This window comes from Alcaligenes sp. Lyrl_28 (assembly GCF_051948705.1).
In the GTDB taxonomy this organism is placed as follows: domain Bacteria; phylum Pseudomonadota; class Gammaproteobacteria; order Burkholderiales; family Burkholderiaceae_B; genus Alcaligenes; species Alcaligenes ammonioxydans.
The window spans coordinates 226,866-241,317 of sequence record NZ_JAYJLG010000003.1 but is presented as its reverse complement, the minus strand read 5'-3'; the positions used below and the strand labels follow the sequence as shown (position 1 = coordinate 241,317).

At 57.7% G+C, this 14,452-nt stretch carries 16 protein-coding genes; 11 read left to right on the top strand and 5 right to left on the bottom strand.

The window, feature by feature from the left end:
- The 3 genes from kdpA to VF694_RS08855 form a co-directional block, all read right to left on the bottom strand.
- Positions 1-1,704, bottom strand: coding sequence for a potassium-transporting ATPase subunit KdpA (gene kdpA, locus VF694_RS08865; RefSeq protein ID WP_240208824.1), 1,704 nt, complete (start codon positions 1,702-1,704; stop codon positions 1-3).
- Between the two features lie 137 nt (positions 1,705-1,841).
- A complete protein-coding gene (kdpF, locus tag VF694_RS08860; RefSeq protein WP_100214825.1) occupies positions 1,842-1,937 on the bottom strand; it encodes a K(+)-transporting ATPase subunit F in 96 nt (31 codons plus the stop codon).
- A gap of 76 nt (positions 1,938-2,013) precedes the next feature.
- Positions 2,014-2,766 (bottom strand): type 1 glutamine amidotransferase, encoded by a 753-nt coding sequence (locus tag VF694_RS08855; protein WP_003801529.1) that lies wholly within the window; start codon positions 2,764-2,766, stop codon positions 2,014-2,016.
- A gap of 204 nt (positions 2,767-2,970) precedes the next feature.
- Here VF694_RS08855 and VF694_RS08850 point away from each other — a divergent pair, with 204 nt between their 5' ends.
- The 6 genes from VF694_RS08850 (at position 2,971) to VF694_RS08825 (ending at position 8,775) form a co-directional block, all read left to right on the top strand.
- Positions 2,971-4,035 (top strand): LacI family DNA-binding transcriptional regulator, encoded by a 1,065-nt coding sequence (locus VF694_RS08850; RefSeq protein WP_240208825.1) that lies wholly within the window; start codon positions 2,971-2,973, stop codon positions 4,033-4,035.
- Positions 4,036-4,140: 105 nt separating this feature from the next.
- The gene (locus VF694_RS08845; RefSeq protein ID WP_415302355.1) at positions 4,141-5,148 is read left to right on the top strand and encodes an ABC transporter substrate-binding protein; all 1,008 of its coding nucleotides are present in this window, start codon (positions 4,141-4,143) and stop codon (positions 5,146-5,148) included.
- A gap of 22 nt (positions 5,149-5,170) precedes the next feature.
- Positions 5,171-5,977 carry an ABC transporter permease gene (locus tag VF694_RS08840; protein WP_301607157.1) on the top strand — a complete coding sequence of 269 codons (807 nt, stop codon included), beginning with the start codon at positions 5,171-5,173 and terminating at the stop codon, positions 5,975-5,977.
- 8 nt (positions 5,978-5,985) lie between these two features.
- Positions 5,986-6,798, top strand: coding sequence for an ABC transporter permease (locus VF694_RS08835; RefSeq protein WP_440164125.1), 813 nt, complete (start codon positions 5,986-5,988; stop codon positions 6,796-6,798).
- A complete protein-coding gene (locus VF694_RS08830; RefSeq protein ID WP_440164123.1) occupies positions 6,788-7,852 on the top strand; it encodes an ABC transporter ATP-binding protein in 1,065 nt (354 codons plus the stop codon). The genes VF694_RS08835 and VF694_RS08830 overlap by 11 nt, the downstream gene beginning before the upstream one ends.
- An 89-nt stretch (positions 7,853-7,941) precedes the next feature.
- The gene (locus tag VF694_RS08825) at positions 7,942-8,775 is read left to right on the top strand and encodes a phosphodiesterase (protein WP_240208826.1); all 834 of its coding nucleotides are present in this window, start codon (positions 7,942-7,944) and stop codon (positions 8,773-8,775) included.
- Positions 8,776-9,038: 263 nt separating this feature from the next.
- Here the strand turns inward: VF694_RS08825 and argG are convergent, their stop codons facing one another.
- Positions 9,039-10,373, bottom strand: a complete 1,335-nt coding sequence (gene argG / locus VF694_RS08820; protein WP_003801544.1) for an argininosuccinate synthase — start codon at positions 10,371-10,373, stop codon at positions 9,039-9,041.
- Between the two features lie 177 nt (positions 10,374-10,550).
- On the opposite strand from argG, the gene VF694_RS08815 reads away from it, so the two are divergent.
- From VF694_RS08815 to VF694_RS08800, 4 genes are all read left to right on the top strand, one after another.
- Positions 10,551-11,141 carry a peroxidase-related enzyme gene (locus VF694_RS08815; protein WP_003801546.1) on the top strand — a complete coding sequence of 197 codons (591 nt, stop codon included), beginning with the start codon at positions 10,551-10,553 and terminating at the stop codon, positions 11,139-11,141.
- Between the two features lie 3 nt (positions 11,142-11,144).
- Entirely contained in the window at positions 11,145-11,534 is a 390-nt protein-coding gene (locus VF694_RS08810; protein ID WP_440164122.1) for a YbaN family protein, read from the top strand.
- A gap of 44 nt (positions 11,535-11,578) precedes the next feature.
- Complete coding sequence (locus tag VF694_RS08805) at positions 11,579-11,992, top strand: NUDIX hydrolase (RefSeq protein WP_440164120.1); 414 nt, start codon at positions 11,579-11,581, stop codon at positions 11,990-11,992.
- A gap of 155 nt (positions 11,993-12,147) precedes the next feature.
- Positions 12,148-12,621 carry a hypothetical protein gene (locus VF694_RS08800; protein ID WP_003801553.1) on the top strand — a complete coding sequence of 158 codons (474 nt, stop codon included), beginning with the start codon at positions 12,148-12,150 and terminating at the stop codon, positions 12,619-12,621.
- Here VF694_RS08800 and metC read toward each other — a convergent pair.
- A complete protein-coding gene (metC, locus tag VF694_RS08795; RefSeq protein WP_003801555.1) occupies positions 12,601-13,824 on the bottom strand; it encodes a cystathionine beta-lyase in 1,224 nt (407 codons plus the stop codon). The genes VF694_RS08800 and metC overlap by 21 nt on opposite strands.
- Positions 13,825-13,973: 149 nt before the next feature.
- On the opposite strand from metC, the gene VF694_RS08790 reads away from it, so the two are divergent.
- A complete protein-coding gene (locus VF694_RS08790) occupies positions 13,974-14,432 on the top strand; it encodes an Lrp/AsnC family transcriptional regulator (RefSeq protein WP_440164323.1) in 459 nt (152 codons plus the stop codon).
- Positions 14,433-14,452: the final 20 nt, after the last annotated feature.

Sequence of the window (14,452 nt, the reverse complement as noted above, 5' to 3'; positions counted from 1 at the left end):
TCAAAAAGTAATGCCATCGAGCATCAACAGGTGCTCCACAATCGGGCCCAGCGCCAATGCAGGCAGGAACGTCAACCCGCCCACCACCAGAACCACAAAAATCAACAGACCCGTAAATAAGGGGGTAGCCGTCGACAAGGTGCCTGGACCCGCAGGAACCGCTTTCTTGGCGGCCAGCACACCGGCCAAAGCCAGCAAGGGCAGCAAGGTCAGATACCGCCCAACCAGCATCGCCAGCCCTATCGTCGTATTGAAGAAAGGAGTGTTCGCATTAAAGCCTGCGAAGGCTGAACCGTTATTGGCCGTGCCCGAGGTGTAGGCGTAGAGCACCTCGCTAAAGCCATGCGGGCCCATATTGGACAGACTGTCCAGGGTCGAGGGCTGCAGGCTGGCCAAAGCGGTAAAGCCCAGGATGCTGAAGGCATGCGCCAACATGGCCAGCATCACGTACTTCATCTCCCGCGCCTCAATCTTCTTGCCCAGAAACTCGGGGCTGCGCCCTATCATCATCCCCACCAGAAAGACCGTCAAAATGGCGTAGCTGACCAGACTGATAAAGCCCACCCCGATCCCGCCAAACACATTGTTCAGCATCATTTGGGCAATCGGCACCAGACCACCCAAAGGTGTCAGCGACGAATGCATGGCATCGACCGAGCCAGTGGTCGCGGCCGTGGTCACTGTGGCAAACAGACTGCTTTGCGCCACCCCGAAACGCAGCTCCTTACCCTCCAGGTTGCCTCCACCCTGCGTTCTGCTTTGTGTTTGGTCCACCCCCAGGGAAGTCAGCAAAGGATTGCCTGCCTGTTCGGCGCTATAAATCAGGGCCAGAAAGCCCACGAACATCACCAGAAAAGCGGCAAAAAATGCCCAACCCTGGCGACGGCGGCTCAGCATGGTGCCAAAGGCATAGGTCAGGGACGAGGGAACCAGCAACATGCTGAGCATGTGAATGGTATTGGTCAGCGGGGTGGGATTTTCAAAAGGATGGGCCGCATTCATGCCAAAAAAACCGCCCCCATTGGTTCCCACATGCTTGATGCTTTCAAGGCTGGCCACTGGCCCCAGAATAATCTGCTGCTTAAGCCCTTCCAGCGTGTTGACCACGACATCAGACGCCAGTGTCTGCGGCATACCCTGCCAGATATAAAGCAAGGCCAGCAAGAAGCTGCACGGCAAGAGCAGGCGATACAAAGAACGAGTGAAGTCCACCCAGTAGTTGCCAATATCAGCCGAACTTTTCCGGCTTAAACCACGGATGAAACCGCCTGCCGCCGCCAGACCTGTTGTGGCACTGATCATCATCAGAAAGGTGATGGCCGCCATCTGGGAAAAATTGGACAGACTGGACTCCCCCGAATACGCCTGCCAGTTGGTATTGGTCGTAAAGGAGATGGCCGTATTAAAAGCCAGGTCAGGAGACTGGGCCACACGCTGCAGGCTGTCTCCCGGTATCCCGCCCTGCACCCGCAAAAGAACATATCCCAAAAGCAACATGGCGGCATTGCTTAACAACAGCGCCAGCGCATATCGCTTCCAGCACATCTTCTCGTCCGGGTTCACCCCCAACACCCGATACGTGCCACGCTCAATCAAACTGTGCTTCGGGCTACAGAAAAAATGGGCAATCCACTTGCCCACCACCACTAACAAGACCGTAGAGACGGCCAGAACCACCAGGAACTGCATCAAATCGTCCAGCATGACAGCCCCTCTTACAGTTTTTCAAGACCGAGCACAAATCCGGTCGCCATCGCAAAGAATGCGAACAGCACCGCTAAGAATAAAAAATCACTCATATGCACACCTGTTCCAAACAATGAACACTTGCCAACCTGAACTTAGAAGTTTTCGGCCTTGAGCAAGGCATAGAACAAATAGATAAACAGCCCCAGCGATACCCCTGCTGCCAGAACCGTAAAAAAGGACGCTGTCATCCTGAACTCCCGATCAATGCTGACTTGCAGCAGACAGAGACAGTCTAGGAGTGACGGCATAAATTCAGAGCAGTGTTTACTGGCCCACGTATAAAGACGGCATATGGATTTGGACCAGGGCGAGGCCGGCACGCTCCATCAACTGGTCTGTCCAGCGTTGATAGGCCTGTCTGGCAATAAGGTGCAAGGGGCTTAAATGCTGATCCAGGCCCCACAAGATATGTTGTGCATCCTGAGCCGCAGGACCGTATACCTGCTCCAGCTCGTGGCGGCCGTGGTCGCACCACTGTCGGATGCTATCGGCGGTCACTTCCAGATGGCCTTGAAAGGCCCAATGCGGACCCAGGCAGAAACCTTTATTCAAGCAATGAGGACCGTATAAAGTCCGGCTGGCCCCCGAGGGAATCTGGAAGGTGTCGTAATGCCAGTTAAACAGCATGGCACGCTTGGGCAGGCCCATGACACGCTGCGCGTAAGGGCTGCTCCAAACCTGGCCCCAACCTATGTTCGGATATGGGTTGCGCTGCACTTGAGCCCCAAGGCAACGAGCCAGCAGTTGCGCCCCAAAGCAATGGCCCAGAACCGGAACATGGCGCCGAACCGCGTCCTGCAATAGTTCGTGCTCCTGCTCTATCCAGGGCAAACAATCATGGACACTGCGATCACTGCCCAGCACGACCACCCCGCTGTAATCACGAGCGGATACCGGCGCCCCGCCCTCCAGCGGCGACATGCACAAGTGATGGGGAAGACCATGGCTCTCCAGATGATCCAGCAGCACTCCCGGCCCTTGCGTTGCCTCGTGCTGCAAAACAAGAATGGGTTTCATGACGTGAATGCCTGACCGCGCAGGCCTGTTGTTCAGGAGAACTCACTGTAGAACTGGCCGTATCAAGACCAGGATCTGTTTGCGATCAGGCTCGTATAAGTGGCATCAAGGGGATGTCTGCTGCAAACAAAAACACAGTTCGTCATTTGCCTGACATATGCCTTTGCTCAAATGTAATCGTTTTCATTTTGACGGCTGGGTGTCATGGCCAATGTAGGAATACTGGATGTCGCCAGAGCAGCCCAGGTATCGGTTGCCACGGTATCGCGCGTGCTCAATGAGCCAGAAAAGGTGGGCGAAAAGACCCGCCTTCGCGTGCAAGCCGCGATCGACGCGCTGGGGTATGAGCCCAATGCCTCGGCACGCAGTCTGCGCAGCCAACGCAGTCGGGTCATCGGCGTCGTCTTGCCTACCTTGCTCAACCCCGTTTTTGCCGAGTGTTTGAAAGGCATCGCCGATACGGCAGCCCGCGGCGGCTATGCCATCTTGCCCTTCTTTACCGACTACCACCTTGAACGTGAATCCCAGGCAGTCGCCTTGCTCCTGGCCAGCAATGTGGAAGGCATTGTGCTGGTGGTCTCCAACCCGGCTCATTCCCCTGCTTTAGTGCGACTGGGCAAGACTCGCTGTCCCTACGTACTGGCTTACAACCAGCACCCCGAGCATCCTTGCGTCACCGTCAACGGCGAGCAGGCCATGATTGAATTGATCCGCCATCTGGCCACACTGGGCCATCGCCGCATTGCCATGGTAAGCGGTCATCTGCATGTGTCTGATCGCGCCCAGCAACGCAGCCATGGCTATCTAAAAGGAATGGACAAGGCGGGTCTGGCGCCCATGCCACTGCTGGAAGTGCCGTTCATGGATCAGGGCGAAGAGGAGCAAACGCCACATTCTGACGGTGTGCATCTTGCCAGCGTCGCCCGACTTTTGCGCCAGCCCGAACGTCCCACGGCCTTGATTGGCTCCAATGATCTGATTGCCATTCGCTGTCTGCGCACGGCACAACAGATTGGCCTGCAGGTTCCCAACGATATCAGCGTGATCGGCTTTGATGGCATTGCGCTAGGGGCTGAACTGTTTCCGCGTCCGGCCACCATCGCACAGCCCAATGAAGAAATTGGTCGCCAATGCATCGGCCTGCTGCTGGAGGCAGTGGCCCAGCAAAAAACAGTTTCCGCGCAGGCCTCGGTTCTGCTGCCCTACACCTTCGACCGGGGCGAGTCCTGCGCCCCTGCCCCTTGCTCACCAAGGGCCCATACAGGATGAGGCCCCTTTCCTCTGTGGGACTCTTTCCCACCACCCCTGCGTTCAAGCCATTCCCGGCTTTTGCCTGACACCACTTACTAACTGGAGTGATCAACCATGAAACATATGCTGAGCACATTGGCTTGCCGCGTGGCACTGCCCCTGGCCCTGATGACAATGGGAAGCGCAGTCGCCGCGCAGACCGCCATTTGCTACAACTGTCCCCCTGAATGGGCCGATTGGGCCAGCCAGATCGAAGCCATCAAGCAACATACCGGCATTACCGTGCCGCCCGATAACAAGAACTCCGGCCAGTCACTGGCTCAACTACTGGCCGAATCCGCCAATCCGGTCGCTGACGTCACGTATCTGGGCATCACCTTTGCCATCCAGGCCCAGAAAGACGGCGTGACCCAAGCCTATAAACCCGAAGGCTGGGAACAGATTCCGGAAGGATTGAAAGATCCGCAAGGGCATTGGTTCGCGATTCATTCGGGCACCATGGGCATCATGGTCAATAAATCGGCCTTGGGCGATGTACCAGTGCCCACGTCCTGGAACGATCTGCTCAAGCCAGAATACAAAGGTCTGGTGGGCTATCTGGACCCTTCCTCTGCCTTCGTGGGCTATGTCGGCGCCGTTGCGATCAACGAGGCCCTGGGCGGCAATATGGACAACTTTGACCCCGCCATCAACTGGTTCAAGGCCCTGCAACAGAACAATCCCATCGTCCCCAAGCAAACCGCTTATGCTCGCCTGATTTCCGGCGAGATCCCCATCTTGCTGGACTATGATTTCAGCGCCTACCGCGCACAATATAAAGACGGGGAAGATGTAGCATTCGTCATTCCCCAGGAAGGCACGATTGTGGTGCCGTACGTCATGTCGCTGGTCAAGAACGCCCCACATGCCGAACAGGGACGCAAAGTACTGGATTTCGTGCTCTCCGAGCAAGGCCAGGCTATCTGGGCCAATGCCTTCCTGCGCCCGATTCGCAGCAGTGCCATCAGCGAGCAGGCACAGTCACGCTTCCTGCCTGACAGCGACTACGCGCGCGCCAAGGCCGTTAACTACGCACGCATGGCACAAGGTCAGAAGCCTTTTGCTGAGCGTTACCTGGCTGAGGTCCGCTAAGCGGTCCAGACGGAGTTAGCGTATGCAAGCCACCTACCTGCTGCCCCTGTGCTCGGCACCTGCCGTCGCTTTTTTTGCCGCGTTCTGGCTGTTGCCGGCGATACAGCTTCTGGCATTGCCCGCTCAGGAAGGCATAGACACCTACTGGGTCGTGTTGACATCGGGACGGTACTTGCAGGCCCTGCTGCAAACGCTGCTCCTGTCCGCTCTGGTGACCCTGGCCACCTTGGTGCTCGGCGCCATCGTTGGCATCGTGATGGCCCGCCACCGCGTGCCTGCCAAACGCCTGCTGCTCGCCTTGATGACGCTTCCCCTCTCTTTTCCCGGCGTCATCGTGGGTTTTTTCATCATCTTGCTGGGTGGTCGCCAGGGGCTGCTGGCCCAGATCACCCAGGATCTGGGGTTGGGGCGGATCACGTTTGCCTATAGCCTGCTGGGTCTGTTTCTGGCTTATCTGTACTTTTCCCTGCCTCGCGCCATTGCCACCTACACCGCCGCGGCCCAATCCATAGACCGCAATCTGGAGGAAGCGGCCCGCTCCTGTGGTGCCACACGCTGGGATATTGTCCGGGACGTCTGGATACCGGAGCTGGCGCCAACGTCGCTGTCCTGCGGCGCCATCGTATTTGCCACTTCCATGGGTGCCTTCGGGACGGCCTTCACCTTGTCCAGCCGCTACGAAGTCTTGCCCATCACGATCTACAACGAATTTACCAACTATGCGAATTTCACCTTGGCTGCCAGCTTGTCCATATCGTTGGGGCTGCTGACATGGTTTACCTTGTGGCTGGCCCGGCGCGTGGTGCGCGACCCCGCGGTGGTGGTGTGAGGACATTCATGAGCACAAAAATGCTATCCCATCCTCAGCGGCCCGCTCCCCTGCTCCTGGCGCTTACCGGCCTGACCATCCTGTTCCTGCTGGGCCCCATCCTGGTTTCGGTCATGGCAGGACTGGTCAACAACTACCGCATCGGTCTGAAAAGCGGCCTGACGCTGAAATGGCTCGAACAAGTCTGGGCAAACTACGGCGGTACGGTCTGGCTATCGCTGCAACTGGCCCTGCTCTGTGTCCTGGCGGCCATCCTACTGGGACTGCCTTGCGCCTATGCACTGGCCCGTAGCCGCTCCCGCCTGGCTCGCAGTTTCGAGGAGCTGCTGACCTTGCCCGTGGCCGTGCCCGGCATGGCCTCCGCCCTTGCCCTGCTACTGGCTTACGGTTCACTGCAAGGCTTTCGCCAGAGCTTCTGGTTCATTCTGGTCGGTCACATTGTATTTACCCTGCCGTTTATGGTGCGCACCACCACCGCCGCCCTGCAAAAACGCAGCCTGGTTGATCTGGAGGAAGCAGCCCGATCCCTGGGGGCCAGTTTCACTCAAATCTTTTTCGGGATTTTACTTCCCGCCATCTTGCCCGCCGTTGTCGCCGGCAGCCTGATGGTTTTCACCCTGTCGCTGGGGGAGTTCAACCTGACCTGGATGCTCCACACCCCCCTGACACGTACCTTGCCAGTGGGCTTGGCCGACAGCTACGCCTCCATGCGCATCGAAGTGGGTTCGGCCTATACGCTGATTTTTATGCTTGTCATCTTGCCCGTGCTCTGGGCACTGCAAGCCCTGGCGCGCTTGCTGGAGAAACAATATGGAAACTAAACACGTACCCGTGCGCATTGAACAATGCGCCAAAACCTATGCGGATGGCACACGGGGTTTGCACCCCAGCACCCTGGATATCGCCCCGGGTGAAGTCATGGCGCTGCTGGGCCCCTCGGGCTGCGGCAAGACCACCTTGCTGCGGCTGATCGCCGGTCTGGAAATGCCCGATGCCGGTAGCCGCATCCTGTTCGACGGACAGGACGTTACCCATCTGCCGATTGAAAAACGCGAAGTCGGCATGGTGTTTCAACATTACGCCCTGTTTCCGGCCATGACGGTTGAGGCAAACATCGGCTATGGCCCGAAAATCAAAGGCATGGCCCTAGCGGAGCGCCAGCAACGGGTAGGCGAACTGGTCGATCTGATGCGCCTGAATGGTCTGGAAAAACGCCTGCCTTCTGCCCTGTCCGGTGGACAGCGACAACGGGTTGCGATCGCCCGCGCCATCGCCAATCAACCCCGTGTCCTGCTCCTGGACGAGCCCCTGGCTGCCCTGGATGCCAAGCTGAAAGTCTCGTTGCGCGATGAACTGGCCGAGCTGCTGCGACGCCTGCGCATTACCGCCATTCACGTCACCCACGATCAACAGGAAGCCTTTGCCATTGCTGACCGGCTGGCCGTCATGCACGAAGGCCGCATTATTCAAATTGGCGACGGAGAAAGCCTGTACCGGCATCCCGCCCATCCGTTTGTCGCCACTTTCCTGGGGCGCGTCAACGTCCTGCAACGTAACGCACAAAGCCTGTTTCATAACGATGTGCGGCTGGCAGACCTGCACCTGGCCTGCCCCGAGGCTTTACGCGGGTCACAGGAATTACTATTACGCCCAGAGGACATCCGTGTGTGCATGGAGGCACCGGCTGGCTGGGCACGGGCGCGTGTTCAGCAACGCAGTTTTATGGGCGGGCGGGTCCAGCTGACCCTGGAGGTCGCCGGACAAGCTCCCCTGATTGCCGAGGTAGATCGTGACCATGCCGCCGTGCTCGGCAGCACAGTGGGTATTCAGCTCAACCCGGACTCGCTGATACCTGGCTCGGTGCCGATGTCCTGAGGCAGTCACACCTTCCGGTCAGCCCAGGCCTGGTTCCCTTGGGCCCCCACCTGATAACAACACGGAGCGCACAGCGCGACCTGATACCGATGCTCAACACCCTACTGATTCAAATGACCGACCCGCATATACGGGAAGAAGGCCGACTGGCCTACGGACGACTCAATACCGCCCCCTATTTGCAGGCTGCCATCGACCATGCTCTGGCGCTGCCTCAAAGACCGGATGCCATCGTGCTGACAGGCGATCTGACTGACTTTGGGCGAGCCCGGGAATATGCGCAACTGCGCAGATTACTCGCGCCGCTGGACTCGATTCCCGTCTACCTGCTGCCAGGCAATCATGATGACCGGCAGCAACTACGGGAAAGCTTCCCCGACCATACGTATTTGGGCAAAACCGGGCCGGTTTGCTACGGCGTCGATATTGGAGGGCTCAGACTGCTGGCGCTGGACAGTGCCGTCGCGGGAGCCAGCGCAGGCAGCCTGGATCAGGCGCAACTGGATTGGCTGGCTGCTGAACTGGCAAAGCACGCTACACGTCCCACTGTCATTGCCCTGCACCACCCGCCGTTCAACACCCTGATCGGTCATATGGACAGGATTGGCCTGCTGCAGGGCGCTGCGCAACTGGAAGCGATTGTTCGTCAGCACACGCAGGTCGAACGGGTCATCAGCGGGCATTTGCATCGTAGTATCCAGATCCGTTTTGGTGGAACAATAGCCAGCACGGCCCCTTCAGTCGCGCATCAGGTGTGTCTGGACCTGGCTGATGATGCCGCCTCTGCCTGGACGCTGGAGCCGCCGGGCTATGCCGTCCACGCCCTCGATAGCCACGGGCAGATTGTCACTCACACCGCTACGGTGGGCCAGTTCGACGGCCCCTTCGCCTTCCATGAACCCAGTGGCAAACTCATCGACTGATTCGCTGCGCAGCACTTTCTCTGGGTAGCGCGGCCTTGCTGCCCTCCTCAACCCCGGTTGAGGATAGATAGATGCAACCCATTGGTCCGGCGCGATCAGCAAACGCTGAAACGCTTAAACAGGATCGTTACCAGACACACCGGGACTCGCCGCATGCACAAAAATACCCCAATGCCTGATCCAACAGGGATTGGGGTATTTTGTTGGCGCTGCCTCAAACCAGGGCGCTCCGTTCAGAGACACCCCGATCTGCAAGGCAGGTCTTACTTCTTGCTGTCTTTCAGCTGAGGCACAGCCGAACCGGCCGCAGGAGCCAACAGGCCAGCTTGTGTGTAGGTGAACAGCTTGTCGCGTGTGTCCACGATGTCCAGATTGCGCATGGTCAACTGACCGATACGGTCGCGTGGCGAGAACATGCTATCCACTTTTTCCATGCTCAGACGCTCGGCCTTGTAGGTCAGGTTAGGCGAGACGGTATCCAAGATGGAGTAGTCATTACCGCGGCGCAGTTCCAGCGTCACTTCGCCCGTCACCGCACGAGCCACCCAGCGCTGAGCGGTTTCACGCAGCATGATGGCTTGTGGGTCGAACCAACGGCCTTGGTACAACAGACGACCCAAACGCAGACCGTTGATGCGGTACTGTTCAATGGTGTCTTCGTTGTGAATACCCGTTACCAGACGCTCGTAAGCAATGTGCAGCAAAGCCATGCCGGGGGCTTCGTAAATGCCACGGCTCTTGGCTTCGATGATGCGGTTTTCGATCTGGTCGCTCATGCCCAGACCATGACGGCCGCCGATGCGGTTCGCTTCCAGCATCAGTTCCACAGGGTCGGAGAATTCCACACCGTTCAGAGCAACAGGCTGACCTTCCTCAAAGCGCACACGCACTTGTTCAGCAGGCACGGCCACATCGTCACGCCAGAACGCGACACCCATAATGGGTTTGACGATATTGATGCCGGCATTCAGGTACTCCAGATCCTTGGCCTCATGCGTGGCACCCAGCATGTTGGAATCGGTGGAGTAGGCTTTCTCGGCCGACATCTTGTAGTCGAAACCGTTTTCCTGCATGTACTCGGACATCTCGGCACGGCCACCCAGCTCATCAATAAAGGTCTGGTCCAGCCAAGGCTTGTAAATCTTCAGTTCGGGGTTGGTCAACAAACCGTAGCGGTAGAAACGCTCAATGTCGTTGCCCTTGTAGGTGCTGCCATCGCCCCAGATATGAACATCGTCCTCTTTCATGGCGGCCACCAGCATGGTACCGGTTACAGCGCGGCCAATAGGCGTGGTGTTGAAGTAGGTGACACCGCCCGTGGTGATATGAAAAGCGTTGCACTGCAAAGCGGCAATCCCTTCGGCCACCAGTTGCTGACGGCAATCCACCAAGCGGGCCAAGGTGGCGCCGTATTCCTTGGCCTTGCGAGGGATGGCATCGTAATCGGGCTCGTCGGGCTGACCCAGATTGGCGGTGTAGGCGTAAGGGATGGCGCCCTTATTGCGCATCCACAAAAGGGCAGCGCTGGTGTCCAGGCCACCGGAAAAGGCAATGCCGACCTTCTGGCCGACTGGAAGAGATTCAAGGATGGTTGTCATTATCGCGTCAGTAGTGGTGTGCAAGTACAGTTCCGCCTGTCAGGCTCTCGACAAGAGCCCTGCCCGCGGCCGGATCAATATGTCATTATATCGCCTTGACCGACCCTGGACACCTTTGCGTAGCTGGATTTAATTACCCGATGAACTAGAACACGCTTTTTTACCTGGAGACCTGCCATGCCCGAGACACCCGCTCACGCTGCCATCAGCCGCTACCCCGTCCCTGCCCTGGCCGAAATGCCCGACGATATTCGCAGCCGTATTGAAGCAGTGCAGGAAAAATCCGGCTTCATACCCAATGTGTTTCTGGCCCTGGCTCATCGGCCTGACGAGTTCCGTGCCTTTTTTGCCTATCATGACGCCTTGATGGAAAAACCCAGCGGCCTGAGCCAGGCTGATCGGGAAATGATTGTGGTGGCCACCTCGGCGGCCAATCAATGCCATTACTGTGTGATCGCCCACGGCGCGATTTTACGTATCCGCGCCAAAAACCCGCTGGTGGCAGACCAGGTTGCCGTCAACTGGCGCAAGGCCGACATTAGCGCTCGCCAAAAAGCAATGCTGGCTTTCGCTCTGAAAGTCTCGCAAAACGCCCAGGATATTGACGAGGCCGACTTCCAGGCGCTGCACGAGCACGGGTTTAGCGACGAAGACGCCTGGGACATTGCCGGCATCAGTGCTTTTTTCGGTTTGAGCAATCGCATGGCCAATTTCATGTCCATGCGCTGCAATGACGAGTTTTATATGCTGGGCCGTGTGCCACGCTAAACAATGATGCGCTACGCCCTGTTGTGCGCCGGGTGGATTTGTGTGGCGCTGGCCATTGCCGGCGCTATTTTGCCTTTGCTGCCCACCACGCCATTTGTCCTGCTGGCCGCCTGGTGCTTTTCGCGTAGCTCCCCACGTTTTCACCAATGGCTGCTGCATCAGCGCCATCTTGGCCCTTACCTGCGCAACTGGGAGAACGGCCAGGGGCTGACACGCCAGGCCAAGCGTCGAGCATTGATCATCTTGTGGCTGTCGCTGGCAGTGTCCGCGTGGTTGACCAGCCACTTGGGCTGGTACCGTCTGGGTTTGCTGATTCCCGGCATTTTTGCCACCCGTTATCTGCTCCGCAGCAAAACCCTGGATGACACGTCTTCAGACCCTGTGCAAAAATAGCCTGCTTGAACCGATCCTGGCTTCCTTTTTTGCTTGAAGATTCCATGTCTCCTCCTGTCATCTTGCTGGCCGCGGCCTATATCACCAATCCTGCCGGACAAATCCTGCTGGTCCGCAAACGTGGCAGCGCCTATTACATGCAGGCGGGTGGCAAGCTGGAGGCTGGTGAGACACCTTTACAAGCCTTGCAGCGCGAACTGGAGGAAGAGCTTGGGCTGACAGCACAGGAAACTGCGCAGGCCCGCTATGAGGCGTACTTTGAAAGCCCCGCCGCCAACGAGCCCGGCCATATAGTTCATGCCCATGTGTTTACCCTATCAGTAGAGCGCGACATCCAGGCGGCAGCCGAACTGGAGGAAGCCCGCTGGGTCAGCCCTCAAGAAATCCGTTCTCTGACCCTCGCCCCCTTGCTGGCCAATCACATTTTGCCGCGCCTGTGCGCTCCGGCAAGCGCCTGAGAGGTGACTGGGTCTGAGGCGAGCTCTCTTGCGCGGCACAAACCACGAGCCGACTATTTTTTGGCATAATGTCGCCCTTGAGTCTCCTCTTGGGGGACGCAGCTATTTGCCCGGCCAGCCCGCCACGGCGGGCTTTTTTTATTGAGCGCTAATTTATGTCCTCTTTGCCCTGTCAAGGCGCAATCGTCACCTTTACCCTTCAGCAACTGCGTGCCGCCACGCAGGCAGGGGGAATTTTGGGTGTGTCCATCAAAGGACAAGGCAATCATTTTTTTGTACAGGTAGCCACGCGTGCCGGACAGGCGGTGCTGGTCACCGCCCGCAGTAAAGATCCACGCAGCTTCAAAAGCCCCCTGCAAGCCATGGTCTTGCTCAAGCAAGTGGGGATTGTGACCGGCCAGTTTGATCTCACCCAATACTCACCGGACCAACACGAAACCGCTCCTCGCAGTCGTCGCCGTCCTGCCAAGCCCAGCAAACTGGGTTTGCGCTGGAACCGGATTGCAGAACGCATCTCCAGCCCGGCGCAGCCATCCTTGGATGACCCCAGCCTGGATATCAGCGAGGAGCAGACACGCCGCCTGATCGCCCGGCAAGAAAACCAGCAATTAAGCCTGCTGGGCAACTAAGCGCAAGCCTACGGAGTTTTCGGACGTTTCCACCGCATAGGCCGCGTCCAGAGCCTGCGCCAGATCCTGCTGTAAGTGCCCGGGCTCCTCCAGCCCGACATGCAAACGCAGCAGTTGTCCTTCGCCAAACAAGGCACGCCCGTTGCGTTTGGGCATATCGATGGGCAAAGCCAGACTTTCAAAGCCGCCCCAGGACAGGCCAATACCGAACAGCTGCAAGGCTTTAAAAAAGCGTGAGAGCTGCTCGTGGCTCAAGGGCTCGAGCACCACGCCGAACAGGCCAGTTGCGCCGGTGAAGTCCCGCTTCCAGATAGCATGCCCGGGGTGCGATTCCAGTGCAGGATGCAATACCTGACGCACCTGCGGATGATGTTCAAGAAAACGCGCAATCTGCAAGGCGCTGGCCTGATGCTGACGCAGGCGCACGCCTAAGGTGCGCAAGCCTCGCAACGCCAAAAAGGCATCATCTGGCCCCGCTGTCTGGCCAAAATCATGTGCCGCACGGCGCAGCAAAGGCCAGGCCCGCTCATTAGCAGTCGCAACCCCCAGCAAGGCATCCGAATGCCCGGTCAAATACTTGGTGGCGGCCTGTATGGACACATCCACACCGTGCTCAAAAGCTTGGAAAAACAAAGGTGTGGCCCACGTGTTGTCCAGCAATACATAGGCCCCGGCTGCATGCGCGCAACGCGCGATAGCGGGGATATCCTGGATCTCAAAAGTGGCAGACCCCGGGGACTCCACATACACGACCTTGGTGTTGGGACGAATCAGACGAGCGATCCCCTCTCCGATGCAGGGCTCGTAAAACTGAACCTGAATACGCATCCGGCCAGCCAGCACCTGCTGCGCAAACGTGCGCATCGGACCATAAATCGAATCAGGCAAGAGCAAATGGTCACCCACTTCCAGCATGCCCAGCAAGGTGTGGGTACAAGCAGCCAGACCGGAAGGAAACACACTGGCCTGAAATCCCCCTTCCAGCTCGGCCACGGCCTGTGTCAGGGTCTGCAAGGTGGGGTTGGTGAAACGACCATAAGAGGCGTACGGGTTATCAGGCTCTTTGCGCTGTGTCCATTGCTCCAGATTGTCGGCCAAAATGGTCGACCCCCGGCAAATGGGTACATTGACAAAGCCGCCTGACACACGGCTGTCCCGACCCATATGCGTCAAACGGGTATTTTGATAATCGCAATCCTGCATGCTGTTTTCCTGGTCCTGTTCACAAGAGATGAATGGAAACAGTCTACGCAAGAGCAGGCAGGCAATTATTGCCTTTTCACCCTAGGATAAGGAGAATAAATAGAATAAAAATCCTCATCCATCCTTTTTATTGGGAATTTTTTCTTATGCTGGATAAGTTCGACAAGCACATCCTGGAAATACTGCAAAACGACGCCACTTTGCCCATCCAGGACATTGCCGATCGTGTCGGTTTGTCCAGCACCCCATGCTGGCGTCGCATACAACGGTTGGAGCAAGATGGCTATATCGAAAAGCGAGTGGCGCTGCTCAGCCCGGAAAAGCTGAATGTGGGTGTCACGGTGTTTGTGGCCATCAAAACGAATCAGCACAACAAGCAGTGGTACAGCCAGTTTTCCGCCGTGGTCGAGGCCATTCCTCAGATCGTGGAGTTCTATCGCATGAGCGGCGATACCGACTATTTACTACGCGTCGTGGTACCGGACATCAAGAGTTTTGATCGTGTTTACCAGCGCCTGATCTCGGAAATTGAGCTGACCGATGTCAGCTCCAGCTTTGCCATGGAGCAAATCAAGTTCACGACACGCCTGCCCCTGGACTATGCCTGAAGCCTCTTGCCCGCCTCTCA

Coding starts and splice junctions, on each gene's coding strand:
- VF694_RS08850 (WP_240208825.1), top strand. CDS start 2,971: ATGGCCAATGTAGGAATACTGGATGTCGCCAGAGCAGCCCAGGTATCG.
- VF694_RS08800 (WP_003801553.1), top strand. CDS start 12,148: ATGTCCTCTTTGCCCTGTCAAGGCGCAATCGTCACCTTTACCCTTCAG.
- kdpF (WP_100214825.1), bottom strand. CDS start 1,937: ATGACAGCGTCCTTTTTTACGGTTCTGGCAGCAGGGGTATCGCTGGGG.
- VF694_RS08805 (WP_440164120.1), top strand. CDS start 11,579: ATGTCTCCTCCTGTCATCTTGCTGGCCGCGGCCTATATCACCAATCCT.
- VF694_RS08840 (WP_301607157.1), top strand. CDS start 5,171: ATGCAAGCCACCTACCTGCTGCCCCTGTGCTCGGCACCTGCCGTCGCT.
- VF694_RS08825 (WP_240208826.1), top strand. CDS start 7,942: ATGCTCAACACCCTACTGATTCAAATGACCGACCCGCATATACGGGAA.
- VF694_RS08835 (WP_440164125.1), top strand. CDS start 5,986: ATGAGCACAAAAATGCTATCCCATCCTCAGCGGCCCGCTCCCCTGCTC.
- VF694_RS08815 (WP_003801546.1), top strand. CDS start 10,551: ATGCCCGAGACACCCGCTCACGCTGCCATCAGCCGCTACCCCGTCCCT.
- metC (WP_003801555.1), bottom strand. CDS start 13,824: ATGCAGGATTGCGATTATCAAAATACCCGTTTGACGCATATGGGTCGG.
- VF694_RS08855 (WP_003801529.1), bottom strand. CDS start 2,766: ATGAAACCCATTCTTGTTTTGCAGCACGAGGCAACGCAAGGGCCGGGA.
- kdpA (WP_240208824.1), bottom strand. CDS start 1,704: ATGCTGGACGATTTGATGCAGTTCCTGGTGGTTCTGGCCGTCTCTACG.
- VF694_RS08845 (WP_415302355.1), top strand. CDS start 4,141: ATGCTGAGCACATTGGCTTGCCGCGTGGCACTGCCCCTGGCCCTGATG.
- VF694_RS08830 (WP_440164123.1), top strand. CDS start 6,788: ATGGAAACTAAACACGTACCCGTGCGCATTGAACAATGCGCCAAAACC.
- VF694_RS08810 (WP_440164122.1), top strand. CDS start 11,145: ATGATGCGCTACGCCCTGTTGTGCGCCGGGTGGATTTGTGTGGCGCTG.
- argG (WP_003801544.1), bottom strand. CDS start 10,373: ATGACAACCATCCTTGAATCTCTTCCAGTCGGCCAGAAGGTCGGCATT.